The 24,099-nt window shown below is 52.0% G+C and carries 23 protein-coding genes; 21 read left to right on the top strand and 2 right to left on the bottom strand.

Annotated elements, in window-relative coordinates; all coding sequences use genetic code 11:
* Positions 1 to 76 precede the first annotated feature (76 nt).
* The 7 genes from acuI to O1723_RS02390 all read left to right on the top strand — a co-directional run bounded on the left by acuI (position 77) and on the right by O1723_RS02390 (position 5,745).
* Complete coding sequence (gene acuI / locus O1723_RS02420) at positions 77 to 1,051, top strand: acrylyl-CoA reductase (NADPH) (protein WP_023337867.1); 975 nt, start codon at positions 77 to 79, stop codon at positions 1,049 to 1,051.
* 77 nt (positions 1,052 to 1,128) lie between these two features.
* Positions 1,129 to 2,130 carry a protein-methionine-sulfoxide reductase catalytic subunit MsrP gene (gene msrP, locus O1723_RS02415; RefSeq protein WP_023331424.1) on the top strand — a complete coding sequence of 334 codons (1,002 nt, stop codon included), beginning with the start codon at positions 1,129 to 1,131 and terminating at the stop codon, positions 2,128 to 2,130.
* Complete coding sequence (gene msrQ, locus O1723_RS02410; protein ID WP_014885437.1) at positions 2,131 to 2,730, top strand: protein-methionine-sulfoxide reductase heme-binding subunit MsrQ; 600 nt, start codon at positions 2,131 to 2,133, stop codon at positions 2,728 to 2,730.
* A gap of 234 nt (positions 2,731 to 2,964) precedes the next feature.
* On the top strand, positions 2,965 to 3,417 hold the full coding sequence (gene aroQ / locus O1723_RS02405; RefSeq protein ID WP_023331425.1) for a type II 3-dehydroquinate dehydratase: 453 nt from the start codon (positions 2,965 to 2,967) through the stop codon (positions 3,415 to 3,417).
* Between the two features lie 21 nt (positions 3,418 to 3,438).
* The gene (accB, locus tag O1723_RS02400) at positions 3,439 to 3,900 is read left to right on the top strand and encodes an acetyl-CoA carboxylase biotin carboxyl carrier protein (protein WP_010436174.1); all 462 of its coding nucleotides are present in this window, start codon (positions 3,439 to 3,441) and stop codon (positions 3,898 to 3,900) included.
* Positions 3,901 to 3,910: 10 nt separating this feature from the next.
* On the top strand, positions 3,911 to 5,260 hold the full coding sequence (accC, locus tag O1723_RS02395) for an acetyl-CoA carboxylase biotin carboxylase subunit (protein ID WP_003860388.1): 1,350 nt from the start codon (positions 3,911 to 3,913) through the stop codon (positions 5,258 to 5,260).
* Positions 5,261 to 5,481: 221 nt separating this feature from the next.
* Complete coding sequence (locus O1723_RS02390) at positions 5,482 to 5,745, top strand: hypothetical protein (RefSeq protein WP_248190989.1); 264 nt, start codon at positions 5,482 to 5,484, stop codon at positions 5,743 to 5,745.
* A gap of 41 nt (positions 5,746 to 5,786) precedes the next feature.
* Here the strand turns inward: O1723_RS02390 and O1723_RS02385 are convergent, their stop codons facing one another.
* Entirely contained in the window at positions 5,787 to 6,755 is a 969-nt protein-coding gene (locus O1723_RS02385; protein WP_000654804.1) for an IS5-like element IS903B family transposase, read from the bottom strand.
* Between the two features lie 41 nt (positions 6,756 to 6,796).
* On the opposite strand from O1723_RS02385, the gene O1723_RS02380 reads away from it, so the two are divergent.
* From O1723_RS02380 to O1723_RS02330, 11 genes are all read left to right on the top strand, one after another.
* A complete protein-coding gene (locus O1723_RS02380) occupies positions 6,797 to 7,963 on the top strand; it encodes a M60 family metallopeptidase (protein ID WP_248191375.1) in 1,167 nt (388 codons plus the stop codon).
* Entirely contained in the window at positions 7,900 to 8,448 is a 549-nt protein-coding gene (locus O1723_RS02375; protein WP_071888984.1) for a hypothetical protein, read from the top strand. The genes O1723_RS02380 and O1723_RS02375 overlap by 64 nt, the downstream gene beginning before the upstream one ends.
* 171 nt (positions 8,449 to 8,619) lie before the next feature.
* Positions 8,620 to 10,518, top strand: a complete 1,899-nt coding sequence (locus O1723_RS02370; protein WP_023338823.1) for a M60 family metallopeptidase — start codon at positions 8,620 to 8,622, stop codon at positions 10,516 to 10,518.
* A 104-nt stretch (positions 10,519 to 10,622) separates the two neighbouring features.
* Positions 10,623 to 10,865 (top strand): YhdT family protein, encoded by a 243-nt coding sequence (locus tag O1723_RS02365; protein WP_014885441.1) that lies wholly within the window; start codon positions 10,623 to 10,625, stop codon positions 10,863 to 10,865.
* Positions 10,855 to 12,306, top strand: a complete 1,452-nt coding sequence (gene panF / locus O1723_RS02360; RefSeq protein WP_014885442.1) for a sodium/pantothenate symporter — start codon at positions 10,855 to 10,857, stop codon at positions 12,304 to 12,306. Before O1723_RS02365 ends, panF begins: the two co-directional genes overlap by 11 nt.
* Before the next feature lie 11 nt (positions 12,307 to 12,317).
* Positions 12,318 to 13,199, top strand: coding sequence for a 50S ribosomal protein L11 methyltransferase (gene prmA, locus O1723_RS02355; RefSeq protein ID WP_014885443.1), 882 nt, complete (start codon positions 12,318 to 12,320; stop codon positions 13,197 to 13,199).
* Positions 13,200 to 13,327: 128 nt separating this feature from the next.
* Positions 13,328 to 14,068 (top strand): carbonic anhydrase, encoded by a 741-nt coding sequence (locus tag O1723_RS02350; RefSeq protein ID WP_248191376.1) that lies wholly within the window; start codon positions 13,328 to 13,330, stop codon positions 14,066 to 14,068.
* A gap of 330 nt (positions 14,069 to 14,398) precedes the next feature.
* A complete protein-coding gene (gene dusB / locus O1723_RS02345; protein WP_014885445.1) occupies positions 14,399 to 15,364 on the top strand; it encodes a tRNA dihydrouridine synthase DusB in 966 nt (321 codons plus the stop codon).
* A gap of 23 nt (positions 15,365 to 15,387) precedes the next feature.
* Positions 15,388 to 15,684: a DNA-binding transcriptional regulator Fis gene (fis, locus tag O1723_RS02340; RefSeq protein ID WP_000462905.1), complete on the top strand. Its 297-nt coding sequence runs from the start codon at positions 15,388 to 15,390 to the stop codon at positions 15,682 to 15,684.
* Between the two features lie 179 nt (positions 15,685 to 15,863).
* Entirely contained in the window at positions 15,864 to 16,028 is a 165-nt protein-coding gene (locus O1723_RS02335) for a DUF2556 family protein (RefSeq protein WP_014885446.1), read from the top strand.
* A gap of 135 nt (positions 16,029 to 16,163) precedes the next feature.
* Positions 16,164 to 18,245, top strand: a complete 2,082-nt coding sequence (locus O1723_RS02330) for a putative bifunctional diguanylate cyclase/phosphodiesterase (RefSeq protein WP_014885447.1) — start codon at positions 16,164 to 16,166, stop codon at positions 18,243 to 18,245.
* Here O1723_RS02330 and envR read toward each other — a convergent pair.
* Positions 18,161 to 18,877 (bottom strand): acrEF/envCD operon transcriptional regulator, encoded by a 717-nt coding sequence (envR, locus tag O1723_RS02325; protein WP_014885448.1) that lies wholly within the window; start codon positions 18,875 to 18,877, stop codon positions 18,161 to 18,163. The genes O1723_RS02330 and envR overlap by 85 nt on opposite strands.
* A gap of 389 nt (positions 18,878 to 19,266) precedes the next feature.
* Between envR and O1723_RS02320 the strand changes: the two genes are divergently transcribed.
* From O1723_RS02320 to O1723_RS02310, 3 genes are all read left to right on the top strand, one after another.
* Positions 19,267 to 20,406 carry an efflux RND transporter periplasmic adaptor subunit gene (locus O1723_RS02320; protein WP_014885449.1) on the top strand — a complete coding sequence of 380 codons (1,140 nt, stop codon included), beginning with the start codon at positions 19,267 to 19,269 and terminating at the stop codon, positions 20,404 to 20,406.
* Positions 20,407 to 20,417: 11 nt separating this feature from the next.
* Positions 20,418 to 23,531 (top strand): efflux RND transporter permease subunit, encoded by a 3,114-nt coding sequence (locus O1723_RS02315; RefSeq protein ID WP_014885450.1) that lies wholly within the window; start codon positions 20,418 to 20,420, stop codon positions 23,529 to 23,531.
* A 304-nt stretch (positions 23,532 to 23,835) separates the two neighbouring features.
* Positions 23,836 to 24,057, top strand: a complete 222-nt coding sequence (locus O1723_RS02310) for a lipoprotein (protein ID WP_008502867.1) — start codon at positions 23,836 to 23,838, stop codon at positions 24,055 to 24,057.
* The last annotated feature ends 42 nt before the right edge of the window (positions 24,058 to 24,099 follow it).

Genomic DNA, 24,099 nt, shown 5'->3' with positions numbered 1-24,099 from the left:
ATCGGCATTGAATTACCCTGAGCGAGTATAGTCTTCAGAAATTATTTTCCAATCATCTGAGTCGTGAGGACCCCGTATGCAGGCTTTGATCTTAGAACAGCAGGACGGCAAAACGCTTGCCTCAGTACAGGCCGTAGAAGAGAGCCGTCTGCCGGAAGGCGACGTCACCGTCGACATCGACTGGTCCAGTTTAAATTACAAAGATGCACTGGCGATCACCGGTAAGGGTAAAATCATCCGAAATTTCCCTATGGTGCCGGGTATTGATTTTGCTGGCCGGGTCCACAGCAGCGAAGACCCTCGCTTCCATGCGGGCCAGCACGTGTTGCTCACCGGCTGGGGTGTGGGTGAAAATCACTGGGGCGGGCTGGCAACACAGGCGCGCGTAAAAGGCGACTGGCTGGTGCCGATGCCGAAAGGCATGGATGGTCGCAAAGCGATGATCATCGGCACCGCAGGCTTTACCGCCATGCTTTGCGTGATGGCGCTGGAAGAGGCGGGGGTTCGCCCTGAGTCGGGTGACATTGTCGTGACCGGCGCCAGCGGTGGCGTGGGGAGCACGGCGGTAACGTTGCTGCACAAACTGGGTTACCAGGTCACGGCGGTTTCCGGCCGGGAAAGTACGCATGATTATCTTCGCCAGCTCGGTGCCAGCCGCATTCTTGGCCGCGATGAATTCGCCGAAACCCGTCCACTGGAAAAACAGGTCTGGGCGGGCGCGGTAGATACCGTCGGCGATAAAGTGCTGGCGAAGGTCCTGGCGCAAATGAACTACGGCGGCTGCGTGGCAGCCTGCGGTCTGGCGGGCGGCTTTGCCCTGCCAACTACCGTCATGCCGTTTATTTTGCGTAACGTTCGCCTGCAGGGCGTGGACTCCGTGATGACGCCAGCGGCTCGCCGCACGGAGGCCTGGGAACGTCTGGTACGCGATCTGCCGGAATCGTTCTTTACCCAGAGCGCAACGGAGATAAGCCTCAGCCAGGCGCCAGACTATGCCAGTAAAATCATGGATAACCAGTTCCACGGTCGCGCGCTGGTGAAAATCGCCTAATCTTCAAATTTTCGTGACATATTCGCGTGAAGCGCTCTCCTCCGTCATGCTTAGAAAAACGCATGACGGAGGATGCCATGAAAAACCGAAAACTGACGGAAGCCGACGTAACGTCCGAGTCTGTCTTTATGTTACAGCGCCGCCAGATCCTGAAAATGCTTGGCATCAGCGCCACTGCACTAACGCTCTCCCCTGCGGCACATGCCGACCTGCTCGACTGGTTTAAAGGTAACGATCGCCCTAAGGCGCCTTCCGGTGCCCCGCTTACGTTTACGAAACCCGCCGAGTGGCAAAACAAACTGACGCTCACCCCTGAAGACAAAGTCACCGGCTATAACAACTTTTACGAATTTGGTCTGGATAAAGCCGATCCTGCCGCCAATGCAGGCAGCATGAAAACCGATCCGTGGACGTTGAAAATTGATGGCGAGGTGGCAAAACCCCTGACGCTCGACCACCACGATCTGACCACCCGCTTCCCGCTCGAAGAGCGCATCTATCGCATGCGCTGCGTGGAAGCCTGGTCGATGGTGGTACCCTGGGTCGGCTTCCCGCTGCATAAGCTGCTGGCGTTGGTTGAGCCCACCAGCAATGCAAAATATGTCGCCTTCCAGACGCGCTACGCTCCGGACGAGATGCCGGGCCAGAAAGATCGGTTTATCGGCGGTGGACTGGACTATCCGTACGTAGAAGGGCTACGCCTCGACGAAGCCATGCATCCCCTTACCCTGCTGACCGTTGGCGTATACGGCAAGGCGCTTCCTCCTCAAAACGGCGCCCCCATTCGGTTAACCGTACCGTGGAAATACGGCTTCAAAGGAATTAAGTCTATCGTCAGCATTAAGCTGACCCGCGAGCGTCCGCCAACGACCTGGAACCTGGCAGCACCGGGTGAATACGGTTTCTTCGCGAATGTGAATCCGCATGTGGATCATCCCCGCTGGTCGCAGGCGACTGAGCGCTTTATTGGCGCGGGTGGTGCGCTGGACGTTAAGCGTCAGCCCACGCTATTGTTTAACGGGTATGCGGATGAAGTGGCTTCGCTTTACCGTGGCCTTAATTTACGGGAGAACTTCTGAGTGCGTTTAACGGCAAAGCAGATTACCTGGCTGAAAGTGCTACTGCATTTAGCCGGGATACTTCCTTTTATCTGGTTGTTCTGGGCCGCCAGTCAGGGCCTCTTTAGCGCCGATCCGGCAAAGGATATCCAGCATTTTACGGGTCGGATGGCTCTGAAATTTTTACTGGCAACCTTGCTCGTCTCGCCGCTGGCGCGCTACGCTAAACAGCCATTATTGATACGTACCCGTCGGCTTTTGGGGCTATGGTGTTTTGCCTGGGCGACGCTGCACCTTACCAGCTACGCCCTGCTGGAACTGGGAATTAACAATCTGACACTGCTTGGCCGAGAGCTGGTGACACGCCCTTATCTGACGCTGGGTATCGTAAGCTGGCTGGTTTTACTGGCGTTAGCGCTGACGTCCACGCAATATGCGCAGCGAAAGCTGGGCAGACGCTGGCAGTTACTGCACAACTTCGTCTATCTTGTCGCGATCCTCGCCCCCATTCATTATCTGTGGTCGGTGAAGATCCTCTCCCCGCAGCCAGTCCTGTATGCGCTGGCGGCAGTGGCGCTTTTAGCATGGCGTTACAAGAAGTTCCGCCAGTGGTTGCGATAGTTCGCGAAACTGTGCGTTTTCCCGCAGATTGCCCCTCAACCGCAAATCTTTTTTGGATTGCGGTTGATAATCTTCCCTGATAAGACCAGTATTTAGCTGCCAAATGCTACGAAATCGTTATAATGTGCGACCTTGGTTCCCCTGACAGTGGTTTTTGGCCTCTGAAAAGGTGACATTTGCGCTTCGACGGTATATTTTGTTTTTTACCCGAAAATCGCAGGAGATAGCGGCATAATGACTGATAAGTTCCATATCTTAGTATTGAACGGACCGAACCTGAACATGCTCGGCACCCGTGAGCCAGAGAAGTACGGCACGCTAACATTGAGCGAAATTGTTAACCGTCTGAGCACGGAAGCAGCGTCGCTGAATGTGGATTTGGATCATTTTCAGTCAAACGCGGAGTACGCAATCATCGACCGTATTCATCAGGCTAAAGACAATGTGGACTATATCCTGATCAATCCGGCCGCGTTTACGCACACCAGTGTTGCTATCCGCGACGCACTGCTCGCGGTGAGTATCCCGTTTATCGAGATCCACCTGAGTAACGTGCACGCCCGAGAGCCGTTCCGCCACCATTCGTATCTGTCGGATATCGCTACTGGCGTTATCTGCGGACTGGGCGCTGACGGTTATTCATACGCTTTACAGACAGCGGTAAAACGCTTGTCACAATCACACTAAACAAGAGTACGGAACCCACTCATGGATATTCGTAAGATTAAAAAACTGATCGAGCTGGTTGAAGAATCAGGCATCTCCGAACTGGAAATTTCTGAAGGCGAAGAGTCTGTACGCATCAGCCGTGCAGCCCCAGCCGCTAGCTTCCCGGTAATGCAGCAGGCTTACGCTGCGCCAGTGCAGCAGCCTGCGCTCTCCGCAGCCGTTGCACCAGCAGCTGAAGCCGCACCTGCCGCTGCAGCAGAAATCAGTGGTCACATCGTACGTTCCCCAATGGTTGGTACTTTCTACCGCACCCCGAGCCCGGACGCGAAGGCGTTCATCGAAGTGGGTCAGAAAGTCAACGTAGGCGATACCCTGTGCATCGTTGAAGCGATGAAAATGATGAACCAGATCGAAGCAGACAAATCAGGTACTGTGAAAGCGATTCTGGTCGAAAGTGGTCAGCCGGTTGAATTTGACGAGCCGCTGGTCGTCATCGAGTAACGAGGCGAACATGCTGGATAAAATTGTTATCGCCAACCGCGGCGAGATTGCACTGCGTATTCTTCGTGCCTGTAAAGAACTGGGCATCAAGACCGTCGCGGTGCACTCAAGTGCGGATCGCGATTTAAAACACGTATTGCTGGCGGATGAGACGGTCTGTATTGGCCCGGCTCCGTCCGTAAAAAGCTATCTGAACATCCCGGCTATCATCAGCGCCGCTGAAATCACCGGCGCGGTGGCAATTCATCCGGGTTATGGCTTCCTCTCTGAGAACGCCAACTTTGCTGAGCAGGTTGAACGCTCTGGCTTTATCTTCATCGGCCCGAAAGCCGACACTATCCGCCTGATGGGTGACAAAGTGTCTGCGATCACCGCGATGAAAAAAGCCGGTGTGCCAACCGTACCAGGCTCTGACGGCCCTCTGACCGACGACATGGATGCTAACCGTGCTCATGCTAAACGCATTGGCTACCCGGTTATCATCAAGGCGTCTGGCGGTGGCGGCGGTCGCGGTATGCGCGTAGTACGCAGCGATGCTGAACTGGCGCAGTCCATCTCCATGACCAAAGCGGAAGCGAAAGCGGCTTTCAGCAATGACATGGTGTACATGGAAAAATACCTGGAAAACCCACGCCACATCGAAATTCAGGTGTTGGCTGACGGTCAGGGTAACGCGATCTATCTGGCAGAACGTGACTGCTCCATGCAGCGTCGTCACCAGAAAGTCGTCGAAGAAGCACCTGCGCCGGGCATTACCCCGGAACTGCGTCGCTACATCGGTGAGCGTTGCGCCAAGGCGTGTGTCGATATCGGCTATCGCGGGGCGGGTACTTTTGAGTTCCTGTTCGAAAACGGCGAGTTCTACTTCATCGAGATGAACACCCGTATTCAGGTTGAACACCCGGTTACCGAAATGATCACCGGCGTTGACCTGATCAAAGAACAGCTGCGTATCGCTGCGGGTCAGCCGTTGTCCATCAAGCAGGAAGAAGTCGTGGTGAAAGGCCATGCGGTTGAATGCCGTATCAACGCCGAAGACCCGAACACCTTCCTGCCAAGCCCGGGTAAAATCACGCGTTTCCACGCGCCGGGTGGCTTTGGTGTGCGTTGGGAGTCTCATATCTACGCCGGTTACACCGTACCGCCGTACTATGACTCAATGATCGGTAAGCTCATCTGCTACGGCGAAAACCGTGACGTGGCGATTGCCCGCATGAAGAACGCCCTGCAGGAGTTGATCATCGACGGTATTAAAACCAACGTTGATCTCCAGATGCGCATCATGAGCGACGAGCACTTCCAGAATGGTGGAACTAACATCCACTATCTTGAGAAGAAACTCGGCCTCAACGAGAAGTAATCTAAAAACACGCCTGTTTATCAGGCGTGTTTATTTTTTTCGTCCTTGTTCCCCCCCTAAACCATTCACCGTCGCTATATTCCCAACCCAACCCAGAAATATTCAATATCATCATTTTTTCTACATTTAATTTTAATTATTCCTGAATTCTTAACGATATTACGACGTGATGTAATGAGTCCGTTTTTCTTAATATTTTCTCGATAACGGACATATCTTTTATGAATATACTGAAGAGTGGCATACAGAAAAAATGTGTTGCTGCTGCGCTGTTTTGTGCATCGGTAACGTCTTTGCCTTTATACGCTGAAACCACGGCCAACTGGTGGGAAAGATGGCAGGATAACCAGGCCTTCAATGAAGCTCTGGATGAACTCGGTATGAGTTATCAACTGTTATCTGAAGATCCACAAAAAACCCTCACCCGTTCAGCCGACCCGACTGATGTTCTCTACTGGCAAAAGCGCACCGGCTTTGTTGAATAAATCAGATTTCGGGTAAGTCTCCCCCGTAGCGGGTTGTGTTTTCAGGCAATACGCACGCTTTCAGGCATACCTGCTTTCGTCATTTTGTTCAGCGCTCGTACCAGGGCCATAGCCTCTGCAACCTGACCATCGTAGTCACGCAGTGTCAGTGAACCCCCGAACAGCTGTTTTACCCGGTACATCGCCGTTTCCGCTATCGAGCGACGGTTGTAATCTGTTGTCCATTTCCACCGCGCATTACTCCCGGTCATTCGCTGATTAGCCACTGCACGGTTACGGTCTGCATATTCACCGGGCCAGTAACCCGCACCTTTTCGGGGAGGGATAAGCGCGCTGATTTTCTTACGCCGCAGTTCATCGTGACATAGCCGGGTATCGTAAGCGCCATCGGCGGCGGCTGACCTGATTTTCCGGTGGGTTTGCCGGATTAACCCGGGGAAGGCCTCTGAGTCCGTAACGTTGTTCAGCGACAGGTCAGCGCAGATGATTTCATGTGTTTTACTGTCAACGGCGAGATGCAGCTTACGCCAGATACGGCGGCGTTCCTGGCCATGCTTTTTGACTTTCCACTCGCCTTCACCGAAGACCTTCAGCCCGGTGGAATCAATTACCAGGTGTGCGATTTCACCCCGGGTGGGCGTTTTGAAACTGACATTAACCGACTTTGCCCGCCTGCTGACACAGCTGTAATCCGGGCAGCGTAGCGGAACGTTCATCAGAGAAAAAATGGAATCAATAAAGCCCTGCGCAGCGCGCAGGGTCAGCCTGAATACGCGTTTAATGACCAGCACAGTCGTGATGGCAAGGTCAGAATAGCGCTGAGGTCTGCCTCGTGAAGAAGGTGTTGCTGACTCATACCAGGCCTGAATAGCTTCATCATCCAGCCAGAAAGTTATGGAGCCACGGTTGATGAGGGCTTTATTGTAGGTGGGCCAGTTGGTGATTTTGAACTTTTGCTTTGCCACGGAACGGTCTGCGTTGTCGGGAAGATGCGTGATCTGATCCTTCAACTCAGCAAAAGTTCGATTTATTCAACAAAGCCAAGCGCACCATGCAAATTTATGGTGATGCTGACAAAGACATTTATTATATTCCAGCCATTGAAGATCATGATGAAGCTCGTGCCAGAACAGGCTTCACAGGTCGCAATCCCTATTTTAATACTTATTATTATGGTGAACAGGGTGATACGTTCACATTGACCACCTCTTCCCAACCCGATGATGTGGTCTGCTACGCAGGACTGGAAAATCAATACAGCGGTACAATCACAACTAAATATCAGGTGCAGTTAAATGCCAATCACTCAACGCAATATACCATGAGTGAAAATGGATTAATGCTGCTGGCCTGCTGGGATAAAAGTGGTACCTATAGCCATATGAACACACTCGTTCGTGTGGATGTCACATCGACGACCGCGAAAAAACACCCGTTATTTGTCTTTGGTCTTAACACAAAAGAAGAGTGGAAGGCCCTTAGCCAGCAGAGTACACCGACTGGGCAAACGCTGCTCTTTGACGGGCGCTCTCGATATGTTGTGAATAATTCCACCGCCAAAGCATCGCAGAATACCAACGTGCTGCAAATGCTGCGCGAACAATTAAGCTACGTTATGGACTATGATAAAGTTAACGGGCTTGATGGGTCATCGTATTTACATCAGCCTCTGCGCGGTTTGAATTTCGGTATTTTTAACAGCTGCTGCTGGTCTCAGGGCGGTGCCGGACGTATTGGGATCGGCTTTGGCAACAGCTTACCGACGGAAACCAGCTGGGGTCATTGGCATGAATATGGTCATCAAAATCAGATGACCTGGGCATGGAACGGGTTAACTGAAGTGACAAATAATATTATGTCCCTTTCAGCCTGCCGCCTATTACGCGGAGAAGTAACGGATAAATCCTGTCACGAAAACCTGTATTACAACAATTTCTCCTGGGATCAGCAGGCCGTAGGTTCTTTCCTGAACTCTGGCGAAACACACCAGTTTGATACTGACACTGACGTCTTCCGTAAATTAATGATGTTTGCGCAGCTGAAACATCGTGGCCCGATCTCTTCGCTTATATTGGCAAAGCCTACCGCGAAACCTATAACGAGGGTAAAGGTAAATCTCTGGTTGCAACCAATCAACAAAAAATTGATTTCTTTGTGGTCAATGCCAGCAAAGCAGCGGGACGTGATTTACGTGAATTCTTTACACGTTGGGGTTTAGGCTATTCCGCTGATGCTGACTCACAAATTGCTGCTCTGAAATTACCTCAGCCGAACAAAGTGACGAAAACCTTTACCGGTAGCCTGAACGGCTCTTCCCCGATAACGATTGAAGTTCCGGCTGAAGATAACACTGTGAATATTGCTTTTGTGACCAACACACCTAAGGCTGGCCCTACCTCTCTGGTCTGGGTTGAGGATGGTGAAACGCCACTGTATGCGCAGGTTGTCGATAGTCGTAACAGAAGCTTCATCGTGAAACTGCGTGGCCAGAACAGCCATGGCGGCTGCAATATTCATTCCGTTAACACCGCGGTTAACTGCAACTCAGGAACAAGCGCATATTTAAGAGTCGCTTATAAAGCAGAAGATAACCCGCATCTGCCTCAGGGCAGCTATACGGGTGTTCTTCATCTGATTGCGCGTGACTGGCACAACACGGACTGGACGGCAAACGTGAATGTCGATCTCTCCATTGTGAAGTAAGTGCTTTATTGCTGCGCCAGTTTCTGGCGCAGCAGAAAATGATTCGGCCTGACTTGCTTATTTATCAGATTGACTACAATGAATATTAATTAGTTCTACATTTAATAATCCGTTACGAAATGTTGTAATTAAACAAGCTTCACCTCATGTTTAATTACGGACATTTTAACTATGAATATATTTCAACATGGAATAAAGAAAACTTTTTCCATCGCAGCACTACTTTGTGCGTCTGTTTCTTCCGCTTGTTATGCGGCGGAGACGGTCTCTACTAACCAAACGATGTGGGACGAGTGGAAAAATAATCCGGGATTTACTGAAGCACTCGATGAATTAGGTATTGACTACAATAACTTAATCAATCCAGCTTATGCATCAACCTATGATGTACAAAATGTCAATAACCCCCTGTTCTGGCTCAACCGTACTTTAAAAGTTTACGGTGAGGCTGAACAAGGTCGCTATCAAATTCCTGTTACCGAAGTTCATGGCAATGGCACGAACAGAACCACCAACGGTGGACGTAATAATTACTTCTTAACACATACGTGGGGCGTCAAGGGTGAAAACGTTACCCTCCGTCTCGGTGATGTTCCGCAAAATGTTTCCTGCTATGCTGCCGTTGATCCTAACTACGAAGGTATTGTCGGTCCTGCTAATGAGCTTATTCTGAATGCAAACGGTGACACAACCTACACATTCTCTCAGAACGCGCTGCTTATCGTTGGGTGTCAGGATAAAACCAAAAAAATGGAGAATATTGATACATTCGTCTCCGTTGATATTGTTAACGGCGGTACGTATCACCCCCTCTTTATCTTTGGTATGAATGACAGAGCCGAGTGGCGCCAGCAGGCACAGGCCACAACGCCATCAGGCTACCACTTTATGTTTGATGGCAGGACACGCTTCGTTGCAAGTCAGGCAATTGCGCAAAACTCAGCAACTAAAAATATAGAGCAGACCCTCCGCCAGTCGCTGCTGCGAACCATTACTTATGACAAAGTCGATGGGCTGGATGGCTCGAGCTGGTTGCACCAGCCTAGCCGTGGCTTGCTCTTCGTCTCTTATCAGAGCTGCTGCTGGGCAAATAGCGGGCAAGGGCTGATTGGCGTGGGTGGTGACAGCTCAATCCCTGAGACGCCGAGCTGGCTCGACTGGCACGAATACGGTCATCAGTTCCAGATGGGATGGTCCTGGAGTGACCAGGGAGAAGTTACCGTCAACCTTTATTCTATCGCTGCATGTTACACCACCCTCGGCGATACCGATTTCAAAAACTGTCATAGTAATGAAGGCTTTTACGGTTTCGGTTGGGATCAACAAGCTGTCGGCACTCTGCTGAAATCCGGGCACACCTGGAATTTTGCTAAAGAAGATCTGTTCCGTAGGGCGTCTTTCTTTGGTGAAATAATGACGAGCTGGCCACAGCTTTACCCGGCACTGTCGAAAGCTTACCGTGAAGTTAACCAGAATGACCCAACCCTGGTTAATAGCAGCCAGAAAAAAATCGACTGGTTTACGCTTAATGCCAGTAAAATCGCCGGCGTTAATCTGAACCAGTATTTCCAGCAGTGGAATATTCCCCTTTCCGCAGAGGCGATTGCAGCAATTAATGCGCTGAATTTACCTCAACCTAAGAAAGTTGCGAAAACCTTTACCGGTAGCCTGAACGGCTCTTCCCCGATAACGATTGAAGTTCCAGCTGAAGATAACACCGTAAATATTGCTTTTGTGACCAACACACCTAAGGCGGGCCCTACCTCTCTGGTCTGGGTTGAGGATGGTGAAACGCCACTGTATGCGCAGGTTGTCGATAGCCGTAACAGAACCTTCATCGTGAAACTGCGTGGCCAGAACAGCCATGGCGGCTGCAATATTCATTCCGTTAACACCGCGGTAAACTGCAACTCTGGAACAAGTGCATATTTAAGAATCGCTTATAAAGCAGAAGATAACCCGCTTTTGCCTCAGGGCAGCTATACGGGTGTTCTCCACCTGATTGCGAATGACTGGCACAACACTGACTGGACGGCAAACGTGAATGTCGATCTCTCCATTGTGAAGTAAATGCTTTATTGCTGCGCCAGTTTCTGGCGCAGCAGAAAATGATTTGGTATCCCCCCTGCAATGCGTACAATCCGCCTCTCACTATGAATTATCCAGGAGAGTGGATGGACGCTCGTTTTGTTCAGGCCCATAAAGAAGCGCGCTGGGCGCTGTGGCTGACCCTTCTCTATCTTGCCGCATGGTTGGTAACCGCTTACTTACCTAATTCAGACATCGGTATTACCGGCCTGCCACACTGGTTTGAAATGGCGTGCCTGCTGGTACCGCTGGTATTTATCCTGCTGTGCTGGGCGATGGTTAAATTTATCTACCGGGATATTCCGCTGGAGGACGATGATGCAGCTTGAAGTCATTCTGCCGCTTGTCGCATACCTGCTGGTCGTATTTGGCTTGTCCATTTATGCCATGCGTAAAAGGGCGACCGGCGCCTTTCTGAATGAGTATTTCCTCGGTAGCCGTTCGATGGGTGGCGTCGTGCTGGCCATGACGCTGACGGCCACCTACATCAGCGCCAGTTCATTTATCGGCGGTCCCGGTGCCGCGTATAAGTACGGGTTAGGCTGGGTACTGCTGGCCATGATCCAGCTACCTGCCGTCTGGCTCTCTCTGGGTATTCTGGGTAAAAAGTTTGCCATTCTGGCACGGCGCTATAACGCCGTGACGCTCAACGATATGCTGTTTGCACGCTACCAGAGTCGCTTGCTGGTATGGCTGGCAAGCCTGAGCCTGCTGGTCGCCTTTATTGGTGCGATGACGGTGCAGTTTATCGGTGGAGCTCGTCTGCTGGAAACGGCAGCCGGGATCCCCTACGAGACAGGGTTGATTATCTTCGGGGTAAGCATTGCGCTGTATACTGCGTTTGGCGGATTCCGCGCCAGCGTGCTGAACGATACGCTGCAGGGAATGGTCATGCTGATTGGTACGATCGTTCTGCTGGTGGGCATCGTTCATGCTGCGGGTGGACTTACGCATGCGGTGGAAACCCTGGAAGCCATAGATCCGAAACTGGTCTCGCCGCAAGGCGCGGATGATATTCTTTCTCCGGCATTTATGACGTCGTTCTGGGTGTTAGTCTGCTTTGGGGTGATTGGTCTGCCCCATACCGCCGTGCGCTGTATCTCCTATAAAGACAGCAAAGCCGTTCACAAAGGCATTATTATCGGGACGATTGTCGTCGCGATCCTGATGTTCGGTATGCATCTGGCGGGTGCATTAGGACGTGCAGTCATCCCTGACCTTACCGTGCCGGATCTGGTGATCCCGACACTGATGGTTAAAGTGCTGCCGCCATTTGCCGCCGGGATTTTCCTTGCTGCGCCAATGGCCGCTATTATGTCCACTATCAACGCCCAGCTACTGCAAAGCTCCGCGACGATCATTAAAGATCTCTATCTCAACCTGCGTCCTGAGCAGGTAGAAAATGAACGTCGCCTGAAGCGTATGTCAGCCATTATTACGCTGGTGTTAGGGGCATTGCTGCTGTTAGCCGCATGGCGCCCGCCGGAGATGATCATCTGGCTGAACCTGCTGGCGTTCGGCGGCCTTGAAGCCGTTTTCCTCTGGCCGCTGGTGTTAGGTCTCTACTGGGAACGTGCCAATGCTGCAGGCGCGCTGGGCGCGATGATTGTTGGCGGTGTGCTGTATGCCGTACTCGCAACGTTTAAGATTCAGTACCTGGGCTTCCATCCTATTGTGCCTTCGTTACTGCTAAGTTTACTGGCGTTTGTGGTGGGGAACCGTTTCGGTCAGCCCGTCCCACAGTCCGCTATGATTTCTACTGATAAATAAAGAGTTTTGCCATGCCGTGGATCCAATTAAAACTGAACACAACCGGCGCGAACGCCGAGGAACTGAGCGATGCGCTGATGGAGGCCGGCTCGGTCTCCATCACCTTCCAGGACACGCATGACACGCCGGTCTTCGAGCCGCTGCCGGGCGAAACGCGCCTGTGGGGTGATACCGACGTCATTGGACTTTTCGATGCCGAGACCGACATGAAAGAGGTCGTCGCGATTCTGGAAAACCATCCACTGTTAGGTGCAGGTTTCGTGCACAAGATCGAACAGCTGGAAGATAAAGACTGGGAACGGGAGTGGATGGATAACTTCCACCCGATGCAATTTGGCAAGCGTCTGTGGATCTGCCCAAGCTGGCGCGAAGTGCCTGATGAAAACGCCGTCAACGTGATGCTCGACCCGGGCCTGGCATTTGGTACCGGCACCCACCCCACCACCTCCCTGTGCCTGCAGTGGCTGGACGGTCTGGATCTGGCAGGAAAAACCGTGATCGACTTCGGCTGCGGCTCCGGGATCCTCGCTATCGCGGCGCTGAAACTGGGTGCGGCAAAAGCGATTGGGATCGATATCGATCCGCAGGCAATTCAGGCCAGCCGCGATAACGCCGAGCGTAACGGCGTCTCCGATCGTCTGGAGCTGTATTTACCGGATGCGCAGCCAGCGGCCATGAAAGCCGACGTGGTGGTCGCCAACATCCTGGCAGGCCCATTACGTGAACTGGCACCGTTAATCAGCGTACTGCCCGTTGAGGGCGGTCTGCTGGGGCTTTCAGGTATCCTGGCAAGCCAGGCCGACAGCGTGTGTGAAGCCTACGCGGATCTCTTCGCCCTTGACCCGGTGGTAGAGAAAGAGGAGTGGTGCAGGATCACCGGTCGTAAAAAATAAGCATTTGGCGTGGTCATCTGACCACGCCTCTCCTCCACTGATAGTCCTCTCTCCCCGCGCATTTCTCCGGTAAAATAACCACACAAATCATAATGATTTGAATTACAACAATTCACCGGAAGAATATTATGAAACACATTACTGGCAAGGCAGCGCTGATTGCGCTGAGTATGATCTCGGCATCAGCTTTCGCTTCACACTGGAGCTACGAAGGGGAAGGTTCACCGGAACACTGGGGTGAACTGGACGAGGCCTACAAGACCTGTCAAAACGGGATGTATCAGTCTCCGATTAACATTGAATCGACTGCAAACGCCCATTTCTCTCCGCTTAAAACGCACTACATTGATGGCCCCATGACGTTGACGAACAATGGCCATACCATTCAGGCCAGTGAGAAAGCGGATACCCGCGACACGATAACCCTGGATAATCAAGCCTGGACTCTGCAGCAGTTCCATTTCCACGCGCCGAGCGAGAACACCGTGCATGGCAAAAAATACGCAATGGAAATGCATCTGGTGCATAAAAATAGCGCAGGTGAGCTGACCGTAGTGGCCGTCATGTTTGATAAAGGCGCCGCGAACCCGGAGCTTGATAAGCTGTGGAGCGTGATGCCCCAGCAGGCCGAACAGAACATCTCCATTAAGCAGGATCTCAACCTGAACAAGCTGCTCCCGGTCAACAAAACTTACTGGCGCTTCAGCGGTTCACTGACCACCCCACCTTGTTCAGAAGACGTCACCTGGATTGTGCTTAAGCACCCTCTCACGCTCTCAGCAGAGCAGCTGGAGAAATTCACCCATACAATGCATCACGATAACAACCGCCCGGTACAGGCCCTGCATGGCCGTCTTGTGGTCGAATAATCTGCATTTTTTGCCCTGAGATCATGTTCTAAAATGCGACAGAGATCGCAAAGAAGTGAGGAAATCTGCTGCGAAAAACAGCAGATTATCCCGCTCAACTGTCGCGTTTAATGAGAAATGATGAGAAGTTACGGGAAATTGTAAGCGCTCATAAAACAATCATTTAATTATAACCCAATGATTTAAATGATGAATAATTTTTAACGGAATGATTGAGCGGCGATTCCTTGATCTACAACAGTGGATTGTTCAAAGTTTGGCCTTTCATCTCGTGCAAAAAATGCGTAATATACGCCGCCTTGCAGTCACAGTATGGTCATTTCTTAACTCATGCGCATCGGACACCACCAGCTTAGAAATCGCCTGATCGCAGCCCCAATGGCAGGTATTACCGACCGGCCGTTCAGGACGCTGTGCTATGAGATGGGAGCCGGTTTAACCGTATCCGAGATGATGTCGTCTAACCCGCAGGTCTGGGAAAGCGATAAATCCCGCCTTCGGATGGTGCACATTGATGAGCCAGGTATCCGCACCGTGCAAATCGCCGGAAGCGTGCCTGAAGAGATGGCAGATGCCGCGCGTATTAACGTGGAAAGTGGCGCCCAGATTATTGATATCAATATGGGTTGCCCGGCCAAGAAAGTGAATCGCAAGCTTGCAGGTTCAGCCCTTCTGCAATACCCCGATCAGGTGAAGTCTATCCTGACGGCGGTTGTCAGCGCGGTGGACGTTCCTGTTACGTTGAAGATTCGCACGGGTTGGTCGCCGGAACACCGTAACTGTGTAGAGATTGCCCAACTGGCCGAAGACTGTGGCATTCAGGCCCTGACCATTCATGGACGCACTCGCGCCTGTTTGTTCAATGGTGAAGCTGAATACGACAGCATTCGGGCAGTTAAGCAGAAGGTTTCCATTCCGATTATCGCGAATGGCGACATAACTGACCCGCTTAAAGCCAGGGCTGTGCTCGACTATACGGGAGCTGATGCTCTGATGATAGGACGTGCAGCTCAGGGAAGACCCTGGATCTTCCGGGAAATCCAGCATTATCTGGACACTGGGGAGCTGCTTGCCCCACTGCCTCTGGCAGAGGTTAAGCGCTTGCTTTGTTCGCATGTTCGGGAACTGCATGACCATTATGGTCAGGCAAAAGGGTACCGAATTGCGCGTAAACACGTCTCCTGGTATCTCCAGGAGCACGCTCCAGATGACCAGTTTCGGCGCACATTCAACGCCATAGAGGATGCCAGCGAACAGCTGGAGGCGTTGGAGGCATACTTCGAAAATCTTGCGTAATGAAATAAAGAGCTGACAGAACTATGTTCGAACAACGCGTAAATTCTGACGTACTGACCGTTTCTACCGTTAACTCTCAGGACCAGGTAACTCAAAAGCCCCTGCGTGACTCGGTTAAACAGGCACTGAAGAACTATTTTGCTCAACTGAATGGTCAGGATGTTAATGACCTGTATGAGCTGGTACTGGCTGAAGTTGAACAGCCACTGTTGGACATGGTGATGCAATACACCCGCGGTAACCAGACCCGCGCTGCGCTGATGATGGGTATCAACCGTGGTACTCTGCGTAAGAAACTGAAAAAATACGGCATGAACTAATTTCGATTAGCGAAATGCTTGTTTAAAAAGGCGCTACTCGGCATGGGGATGCGCCTTTTTTATTGCCTGTTAATGTTATCGTCAACGCTTTGTAAACCCTCGCGTATCCCGCTTTTAAACCGCAACTTTTCGTGTATATTTCCACCACTTCAGTGGTTCTCTTTTCGCGGAATGACACAATGATTCGTAAATACTGGTGGCTGGTTGTCTTTGCAATCTCCGTTTTCCTCTTCGATGCCCTTTTGATGCAGTGGATTGAACTGATGAGCACTGAAACCGACAAGTGCCGCAATATGAACTCCGTGAACCCGCTCAAATTAGTGAACTGCTCAGAACTCGATTAACGCCCTGACGTCACTGCCCCCGAATTACCCACTAAAAACGGGGATTTAAAACCCTTTGAGCCATTACCTTACGGTGATAATGTCTCGCCCTTCTCAACCTCTCCTGCTTAACGTCAGACACGAGTAGAACCGACCATGCTGGTTAGCCAATACAACCTTATCCTTGTAGTTCTCTCCTTCGTTGTGGCCATCCTCGCGTCGTATACCGCACTGAATATGGCGGCACGCGTCGCCGGAAGTCAGGGCGTCGCCGCCCGCGTCTGGTTGGCTGGCGGCGGTATTGCGATGGGCATTGGCGTGTGGGCTATGCACTTTATCGGCATGCTGGCGATGGACCTCTCCATGAGCATGAGTTACAACGTCAGCCTGACCATTCTATCCATGGTCATTGCCGTGGGTTCTTCACTGTTTGCACTCTGGCTCGTCAGCTGTGAACAACTGCGCTTGCGCCGTCTGCTACCCGGCGCGCTGGTGATGGGAAGCGGTATTATCGCCATGCATTACACCGGTATGGCCGCGCTGGAAGTGAGGCCCGGTATCGTCTGGGACACGTTGTGGGTGGCCATTTCAGTCGTCATTGCCCTTGCCGCTTCGCTTGCTGCATTGTGGCTGACCTTCCGCCTGCGTCACGAAGCGGCTCAGGTCGTGCTGATGCGTCTGGGTGCCGCCATCACAATGGGCATTGCCATTGCCGGTATGCACTACGCCGGGATGAGAGCCGCGCAGTTTCCAATGTCGACGATGACGCACCATGTTGGTATTAACAGCAGCTGGCTCGCCATGCTGGTCAGCGTCGTCGCGCTCTCTATTCTTGGGATCACCCTGCTGGTGTCGATGCTGGATGCCCGTCTTCAGGCACGTACTGCTCTACTGGCCTCATCGCTTGCAGAAGCGAACCGGGAACTTGCTCAACTGGCGCTGCAGGATACGCTAACGCGTCTGCCCAACCGCATCCTGCTGGAAGACCGACTCGATCAGGCGATCAGTAAAGCCGATCGTGAAGGAACCCATTTTGCGCTGATGTTTATGGATCTCGACGGCTTTAAAGCCATCAATGACGCCTATGGTCATGATGTCGGTGACAAACTGCTGGTCGCCGTTACGCAGCGTCTGCTGCTGCTTCTGAAGGGCCAGTTCACTCTTGCACGTATCGGCGGTGATGAGTTTGTTCTGCTGGCTGAGGGCGAAGGCCCGGACGATGCGGCCTCGCTGGCAAATTCGCTGGTACGCGCGATCGATAGCCCGTTCAACCTCGACCCGTATGAACTGATGGTGACCCTCAGCATTGGTATCGCTTTTTATCCTCACGACGGCAAAACCGAACGCGAGTTGATGTTTAACGCCGACGCGGCGATGTACCACACCAAGCATATGGGCCGAAACGGTTATCACTTTTTCCAGCCTTCCATGAACACCCTGGCGCAGACCCATCTTCAGTTAATGAACGATCTGTGGATGGCCATCGAACGCAATGAGCTGCACCTGTTGTATCAGCCAAAATTTCACGCGCCCGCAGGACCTCTCCTCGGGTTTGAGGCACTGTTGCGCTGGCAACATCCTAAGCAGGGACTACTGACGCCGGATCTTTTCCTGCCACTGGCGGAAAAGACGGGGCTTATCATCCCTATTGGTAACTGGGTGATCAATGAAGCCTGCCGCCAGCTGAGAGAATGGCATCTTCAGGGACATCAAGACTGGTCAATGGCTGTAAACCTGTCGACATTGCAGTTTGAACAACCATCACTGGTTAAAACGGTTCTCGACTGCCTGGAGCGCCATCAGGTACCGCCGGAAATGCTGATCCTGGAAGTTACGGAAACGACGGCAATGAGCAATCCGGATGAGAGCGTACGGGTGCTGACAGAATTGACGAATGCAGGCGTGAAAGCGTCCATTGATGACTTTGGAACCGGGTATTCAAGCCTGCTGTATCTCAAGCGTTTACCGGCCTGTGAACTGAAGATCGACAGAGCATTTGTAAAAGAGTTAAGCGGGGAAAGCGAGGACGCCACCATTGTCTCGGCGATTGTGGCTCTCGCAAAAACACTTAACCTGAAAGTCGTGGCTGAAGGTGTGGAAACCGAAGCCCAGCAAACCTTTTTAACAGAGCTGGGTTGTAACACCCTTCAGGGTTATCTGTTAGGCAAACCAGCCAGCGCGCAGACCATAGAGGCGCTTTGTGCGCGAGGTGAAATGTTGCCTGGCGCTGAGCTGTAGTCATCCTGAGGCGACACTCGCAAGACAGGGAGTGTCGCCAGAATACTGTCGACCAGCGCGGGTGCCTGTTGATAGAGATTAAAACTGTCGGTATTCATTAACCAGTTTTTAATGATTCCGCTAAAAAAGCCATGCAATACAATCATGGTCAGTTCAACATTCATCTGCGCCGCAACGATTCTCTGAGAAATACATTTTTCCAGCGTAATACGTAAAGAATCATAATTAAAGCCAATGCGTTTACGGATTTCATCTTCTGAAATCATATCGCTATGAAACTCACATTTATGATACAGAATTTGTAAAAGCGCGCATTGCCGGGGTTCATGCGCGATATACTGTAGCGCAGTAATAAATTGCTCACGAAGCATTAACAACGGGTCATCATTTTCGGAAAGAGAAAGCCTGTCACAAATAATGTCACGCAGCGGTAATTGCTGTTCCCAGATCGCATTAAATATCTCTGTTTTACTGGTAAAGTGCCAGTAGATGGCACCGCGCGTAACCTTTGCGGCATCCGCGATATCCGTCAGCGTCGTGCTGGCCACGCCACGTGTCGCAAACTGCCCGATAGCCGCCTCAATCAACTGCTGTCGGGTCTGTTGAGCCTCTTCTTTCTTTTTACGCGCCATAGGCAGCTACTCGTTACTCACTTGGTTTATACGTAACCTCGGGTTCGGATGGCTGGAATTATTCCCTAAAACCCGTTTTCATTTTGCACAAAAAAAGTCAATTCCCTTAATCCATAATTAATACAAATGCATAATCAATATTTAATTCATGGTATGAATATTTTAAGGCATTAAACCCTCTTTCTCTGGTTAGCCAGGAGGTGAGTATATTCATATCTTCTCCGGGCCCCATTCTGATTTTTCCTTCAAGCCTCGCCATTCGCACTTATAAATTAAAAAACATTAAATATCCTCATTATTATACGCAGCTACATTTTATTTTTTTATCCCTCTGCCCCAACGACCGTTCTACGGCAAATCTCGGTTAATGGGTATTTAAAGGAACAGTAATGACGAATCATTTCAGACGTTTGCCCTTATCCGGTTTCATTGTCTGCGCTGTACTGCTCTCTGGATGCGATGGCCAGGAAAACCAACAACAACATCCCCAGGCACCTCAGGTCAGCGTGCATATCGTGAAAAGCGCGCCGCTGGCGGTCACCACTGAACTCCCGGGCAGAACGGATGCATTCCGCGTGGCGGAGGTTCGTCCACAGGTTAGCGGTATCATCCTGCGTCGTAACTTCACGGAAGGTAGCGATGTAAAAGCAGGAGATTCGCTTTACCAGATTGATCCTGCGACCTATCAGGCGGCTTACGACAGCGCGAAAGGTGAGCTGGCGAAGGCCCAGGCGGCGGCCAATATTGCGCATCTGACAGTAAAACGTTATCTCCCGCTGGTAGGCACCCAGTATGTCAGCAAGCAGGAGTATGACCAGGCCGTGGCAACAGCCCAACAGGCCGATGCCAGTGTTATCGCCGCCAAAGCCGGCGTCGAAAGTGCACGTATTAACCTTGCCTATACCAAAGTGACATCTCCCGTCGATGGGCGCATCGGCAAATCCAGCGTGACAGAAGGTGCTCTCGTCACGAACGGGCAGGCCTCTGCACTGGCAACAGTCCAGCAGCTTGATCCGATTTACGTCGACGTCACCCAGTCCAGCAATGAATTTATGCGCCTGAAACAGACAAGCCTGCAAAAAGGCGACACGGCCAGCAGCGTTGAACTGCTGATGGAAAATGGTCAGCCTTATCCGCTGAAAGGAACATTGCAGTTCTCAGACGTCACGGTGGATGAAAGCACCGGTTCGATTACCTTGCGCGCCATTTTCCCTAACCCTCAACACCTTCTGTTACCCGGGATGTTCGTTCGCGCCCGCATTGATGAAGGCACTCAACCGAATGCAATTCTGATTCCCCAGCAGGGTCTGACCCGTACGCCGCGAGGTGATGCAACAGTCATGGTGGTTAACGATAAAAACCAGGTTGAGCCACGCACCGTCGTTGCGCCTCAGGCCATTGGCGATCGCTGGCTGGTGACGGAAGGGCTGAAAAACGGTGACCGCGTGATTGTCAGCGGATTACAAAAAGCCAGGCCAGGTGCCACCGTCGTCGCCACCCCAGATACCACCACAGCGCCCGCCAGTTAAGGAACGACGACATGGCTAATTTCTTTATTCAGCGGCCGGTTTTCGCCTGGGTACTTGCCATCATTTTGATGATTGCAGGCGGGCTGGCTATTCTCAAACTGCCCGTTGCCCAGTATCCAACGATTGCCCCGCCAGCCGTTGCGATTTCCGCAACCTACCCCGGCGCAGATGCCCAGACGGTACAGGATACCGTGACCCAGGTTATCGAACAGAACATGAACGGTATCGATAACCTGATGTATATGTCCTCCACCAGCGATTCAGCGGGTAATGTCACCATCACCCTGACCTTCGAGTCGGGAACAGACCCGGACATCGCCCAGGTGCAGGTGCAGAACAAGTTGCAGCTGGCCATGCCGCTGCTGCCGCAAGAAGTTCAGCAGCAAGGGATTGGCGTTGAGAAGTCCAGCAGCAGCTTCCTTTTGGTCGCCGGTTTTGTTTCGGACAATAAAAGCCTTACTCAGGATGATATCTCCGACTACGTCGCTTCGAACGTCAAGGATGCCATCAGCCGAACATCGGGTGTCGGCGACGTTCAGCTGTTTGGTGCCCAGTATGCGATGCGCATCTGGCTCGACAGTAACGCGATGAACAAATACCAACTGACGCCGCTGGATATTATCAATCAGTTAAAAACGCAGAACGACCAGATAGCAGCAGGCCAGTTGGGTGGAACACCATCAGTCCCTGGACAGCAGCTGAATGCCTCCATCATCGCGCAAACTCGCCTGAAATCACCGGAAGAGTTTGGTCGCGTCACGCTCAAAGTGAACCAGGACGGCTCAATGGTTCATCTGAAGGATGTGGCTCGCATTGAGTTGGGTGGCGAAAACTACAATATGGTGACCAAAATAAACGGGCAGGCGGCAACCGGTCTGGGGATTAAGCTCGCTACTGGTGCAAACGCGCTGGATACGGCGGCAGCCATTAAGAGCAAGCTGGTACAACTGCAACAGTTCTTCCCGCAGGGACTGAAGGTCGTCTACCCCTACGACACCACGCCTTTTGTGAAAATCTCGATTCATGAAGTGGTGAAGACCCTGTTTGAGGCGATCATTCTGGTCTTCCTGGTCATGTATCTGTTCCTGCAAAACCTGCGGGCAACGCTGATCCCAACGATCGCCGTGCCGGTTGTTCTGCTGGGGACCTTCGCCGTGCTGGCTGCGTTCGGTTTCTCCATCAATACCCTGACGATGTTTGGGATGGTGCTGGCGATAGGGCTACTGGTTGATGACGCCATCGTGGTCGTCGAGAACGTTGAGCGCGTGATGGTGGAAGATAAACTGCCGCCGAAAGAGGCCACGCAGAAGTCGATGGAGCAGATTCAGGGCGCGCTGGTGGGGATCGCCATGGTCCTCTCGGCGGTCTTTGTTCCGATGGCATTTTTTGGTGGCTCGACTGGGGCCATCTATCGCCAGTTCTCGTTAACTATCGTTTCCGCGATGGCGCTATCCGTGCTGGTCGCGCTGATCCTGACCCCCGCACTCTGCGCAACGTTGCTTAAGCCCGTCTCCAGCGACCACCATGAGAAGAAAGGGGGTTTCTTTGGCTGGTTTAATGCGCTCTTTGATAAGAGTGTGGAACACTATAGCAACAGCGTGAGCGGTATTTTGCGTAAGACCGGTCGCTATCTGGTGGTGTATGTCATTATTGTTGGTGGCATGGCGGTGTTGTTCCTGCGCTTACCGACCTCCTTCCTGCCCGAAGAGGACCAGGGGGTCTTTATGACAATGGTTCAACTCCCGGCGGGGGCGACCCAGACGCGTACTCAGGCGGTCCTCGACCAGGTTCAGGACTACTATCTGGGCAAAGAGAAGGCGAACGTTGAATCCGTCTTCACCGTAAACGGCTTTAGCTTTAGCGGCCAGGGTCAGAACTCCGGTATTGCCTTTGTCAGCCTGAAGCCCTGGGAGGAGCGCCCGGGCGAGAAAAATAGCGTTGAAGCTATCGTGGGTCGCGCGACAAAAGCGTTCAGTCAGATTAAAGACGGCCTGGTGTTCCCGTTCAACCTGCCTGCGATTATTGAGCTTGGAACCGCAACGGGATTCGACTTTGAACTTATCGATCAGGCTAACCTGGGACATACCCAGCTGACGCAGGCACGTAATCAACTGCTCGGGATGGTAAAAGAGCACCCAGACCTGCTGGTGCGCGTGCGTCCAAACGGACTGGAAGATACGCCTCAGTTCAAGCTGGATGTCGATCAGGAAAAGGCGCAGGCATTGGGCGTCAGCCTTTCCGACGTCAACCAGACCATCTCGACGGCGTTGGGTGGCACCTATGTGAACGACTTTATCGACCACGGGCGCGTGAAAAAAGTTTACGTGCAGGCAGATGCCCGTTTCCGCATGCTGCCGGGGGACATTAACAACCTTTACGTGCGCAGCGCGAACGGAGAGATGGTTCCCTTCTCCGCCTTTAGCTACTCTCACTGGGTTTATGGCTCACCTCGCCTGGAACGCTTCAACGGGATGCCTTCAATGGAGATCCTCGGGGAATCCGCACCGGGTAAAAGTACCGGGGAAGCGATGGTGTTGATGGAAAGCCTGGCCGCAAAACTGCCTGCAGGAATTGGCTATGACTGGACGGGCATGTCTTATCAGGAACGCCTTTCCGGTAACCAGGCGCCCGCACTGTATGCCATTTCACTGATCGTGGTGTTCCTGTGTCTGGCGGCCCTGTATGAGAGCTGGTCCATCCCATTCTCCGTGATGCTGGTTGTGCCGCTGGGTGTTATCGGTGCTCTGCTCGCCGCGTCGCTGCGCGGATTGAACAATGACGTCTATTTCCAGGTTGGCCTGCTGACGACAATTGGCCTGTCGGCGAAAAACGCCATCCTGATTGTCGAATTTGCTAAGGACCTGATGGATAAAGAAGGTAAAGGGATTATTGAAGCCACCCTGGAAGCATCAAGGATGCGCCTTCGACCGATCCTGATGACCTCCCTGGCCTTTATCCTTGGCGTCATGCCGCTGGTAATCAGTACCGGAGCCGGGAGCGGTGCGCAAAATGCTGTCGGTACGGGCGTTATGGGAGGCATGCTTTCCGCGACGCTGCTGGCGATTTTCTTCGTTCCCGTTTTCTTTGTGGTTGTCCGGCGACGGTTTACCCGCCATAAAGAGTAACGTCCCCCTGAAAGGCACCCTGTGGTGCCTTTTTTATTTTTAATATAAACAATAAATTAGACATTATTGAATTGCAGTGTTAAAAATGCGGTGATTTACATTAAGTAGAAACGCCCTGTGGTGTCTCCATAATTTCTCCATTAATTCATCCTGAAACCGACTTTTCTCCACGATTTTTACAAACGACATACTTTGAGATTATTCCCCGTGCAACGAGGTGTTACCCCGGTGGTAAAATAGCCTCCAGTTCGTTAATAGCCCTCCTGGCTTTGTAGCGAATGAGAAATAATACTGAGGTAACATCATGAAAAGATTCATTTCCGTTGCACTTCTCGCTGCGCTACTTGCTGGATGCGCGCACGATTCTCCATGTGTACCGGTTTACGATGACCAGGGTCGACTGGTTCATACCAATACCTGTATGAAAGGCACCACCCAGGATAACTGGGAAACCGCGGGTGCTATCGCCGGCGGAGCGGCTGCCGTGGCGGGTTTGACGCTGGGTATCGTTGCCCTGACGAAGTAACATCAATTAAGAAAGCGCGGCTCGGGCCGCGCTTTTGCGTTT

This window comes from Enterobacter cloacae complex sp. HYC080_NIDB, assembly GCF_056673325.1.
The sequence above is the reverse complement of the archived record's forward strand: the minus strand, read 5'-3'. Positions and strand labels throughout refer to the sequence as shown.

What these genes read in the sequence shown, in the direction of transcription:
- acuI (WP_023337867.1), top strand. Translation starts at nt 77, where the DNA reads ATGCAGGCTTTGATCTTAGAACAGCAGGACGGCAAAACGCTTGCCTCA.
- msrP (WP_023331424.1), top strand. Translation starts at nt 1,129, where the DNA reads ATGAAAAACCGAAAACTGACGGAAGCCGACGTAACGTCCGAGTCTGTC.
- aroQ (WP_023331425.1), top strand. Translation starts at nt 2,965, where the DNA reads ATGACTGATAAGTTCCATATCTTAGTATTGAACGGACCGAACCTGAAC.
- accB (WP_010436174.1), top strand. Translation starts at nt 3,439, where the DNA reads ATGGATATTCGTAAGATTAAAAAACTGATCGAGCTGGTTGAAGAATCA.
- accC (WP_003860388.1), top strand. Translation starts at nt 3,911, where the DNA reads ATGCTGGATAAAATTGTTATCGCCAACCGCGGCGAGATTGCACTGCGT.
- O1723_RS02390 (WP_248190989.1), top strand. Translation starts at nt 5,482, where the DNA reads ATGAATATACTGAAGAGTGGCATACAGAAAAAATGTGTTGCTGCTGCG.
- O1723_RS02380 (WP_248191375.1), top strand. Translation starts at nt 6,797, where the DNA reads ATGCAAATTTATGGTGATGCTGACAAAGACATTTATTATATTCCAGCC.
- O1723_RS02370 (WP_023338823.1), top strand. Translation starts at nt 8,620, where the DNA reads ATGAATATATTTCAACATGGAATAAAGAAAACTTTTTCCATCGCAGCA.
- O1723_RS02365 (WP_014885441.1), top strand. Translation starts at nt 10,623, where the DNA reads ATGGACGCTCGTTTTGTTCAGGCCCATAAAGAAGCGCGCTGGGCGCTG.
- panF (WP_014885442.1), top strand. Translation starts at nt 10,855, where the DNA reads ATGCAGCTTGAAGTCATTCTGCCGCTTGTCGCATACCTGCTGGTCGTA.
- prmA (WP_014885443.1), top strand. Translation starts at nt 12,318, where the DNA reads ATGCCGTGGATCCAATTAAAACTGAACACAACCGGCGCGAACGCCGAG.
- O1723_RS02350 (WP_248191376.1), top strand. Translation starts at nt 13,328, where the DNA reads ATGAAACACATTACTGGCAAGGCAGCGCTGATTGCGCTGAGTATGATC.
- dusB (WP_014885445.1), top strand. Translation starts at nt 14,399, where the DNA reads ATGCGCATCGGACACCACCAGCTTAGAAATCGCCTGATCGCAGCCCCA.
- fis (WP_000462905.1), top strand. Translation starts at nt 15,388, where the DNA reads ATGTTCGAACAACGCGTAAATTCTGACGTACTGACCGTTTCTACCGTT.
- O1723_RS02335 (WP_014885446.1), top strand. Translation starts at nt 15,864, where the DNA reads ATGATTCGTAAATACTGGTGGCTGGTTGTCTTTGCAATCTCCGTTTTC.
- O1723_RS02330 (WP_014885447.1), top strand. Translation starts at nt 16,164, where the DNA reads ATGCTGGTTAGCCAATACAACCTTATCCTTGTAGTTCTCTCCTTCGTT.
- envR (WP_014885448.1), bottom strand. Translation starts at nt 18,877, where the DNA reads ATGGCGCGTAAAAAGAAAGAAGAGGCTCAACAGACCCGACAGCAGTTG.
- O1723_RS02320 (WP_014885449.1), top strand. Translation starts at nt 19,267, where the DNA reads ATGACGAATCATTTCAGACGTTTGCCCTTATCCGGTTTCATTGTCTGC.
- O1723_RS02315 (WP_014885450.1), top strand. Translation starts at nt 20,418, where the DNA reads ATGGCTAATTTCTTTATTCAGCGGCCGGTTTTCGCCTGGGTACTTGCC.
- O1723_RS02310 (WP_008502867.1), top strand. Translation starts at nt 23,836, where the DNA reads ATGAAAAGATTCATTTCCGTTGCACTTCTCGCTGCGCTACTTGCTGGA.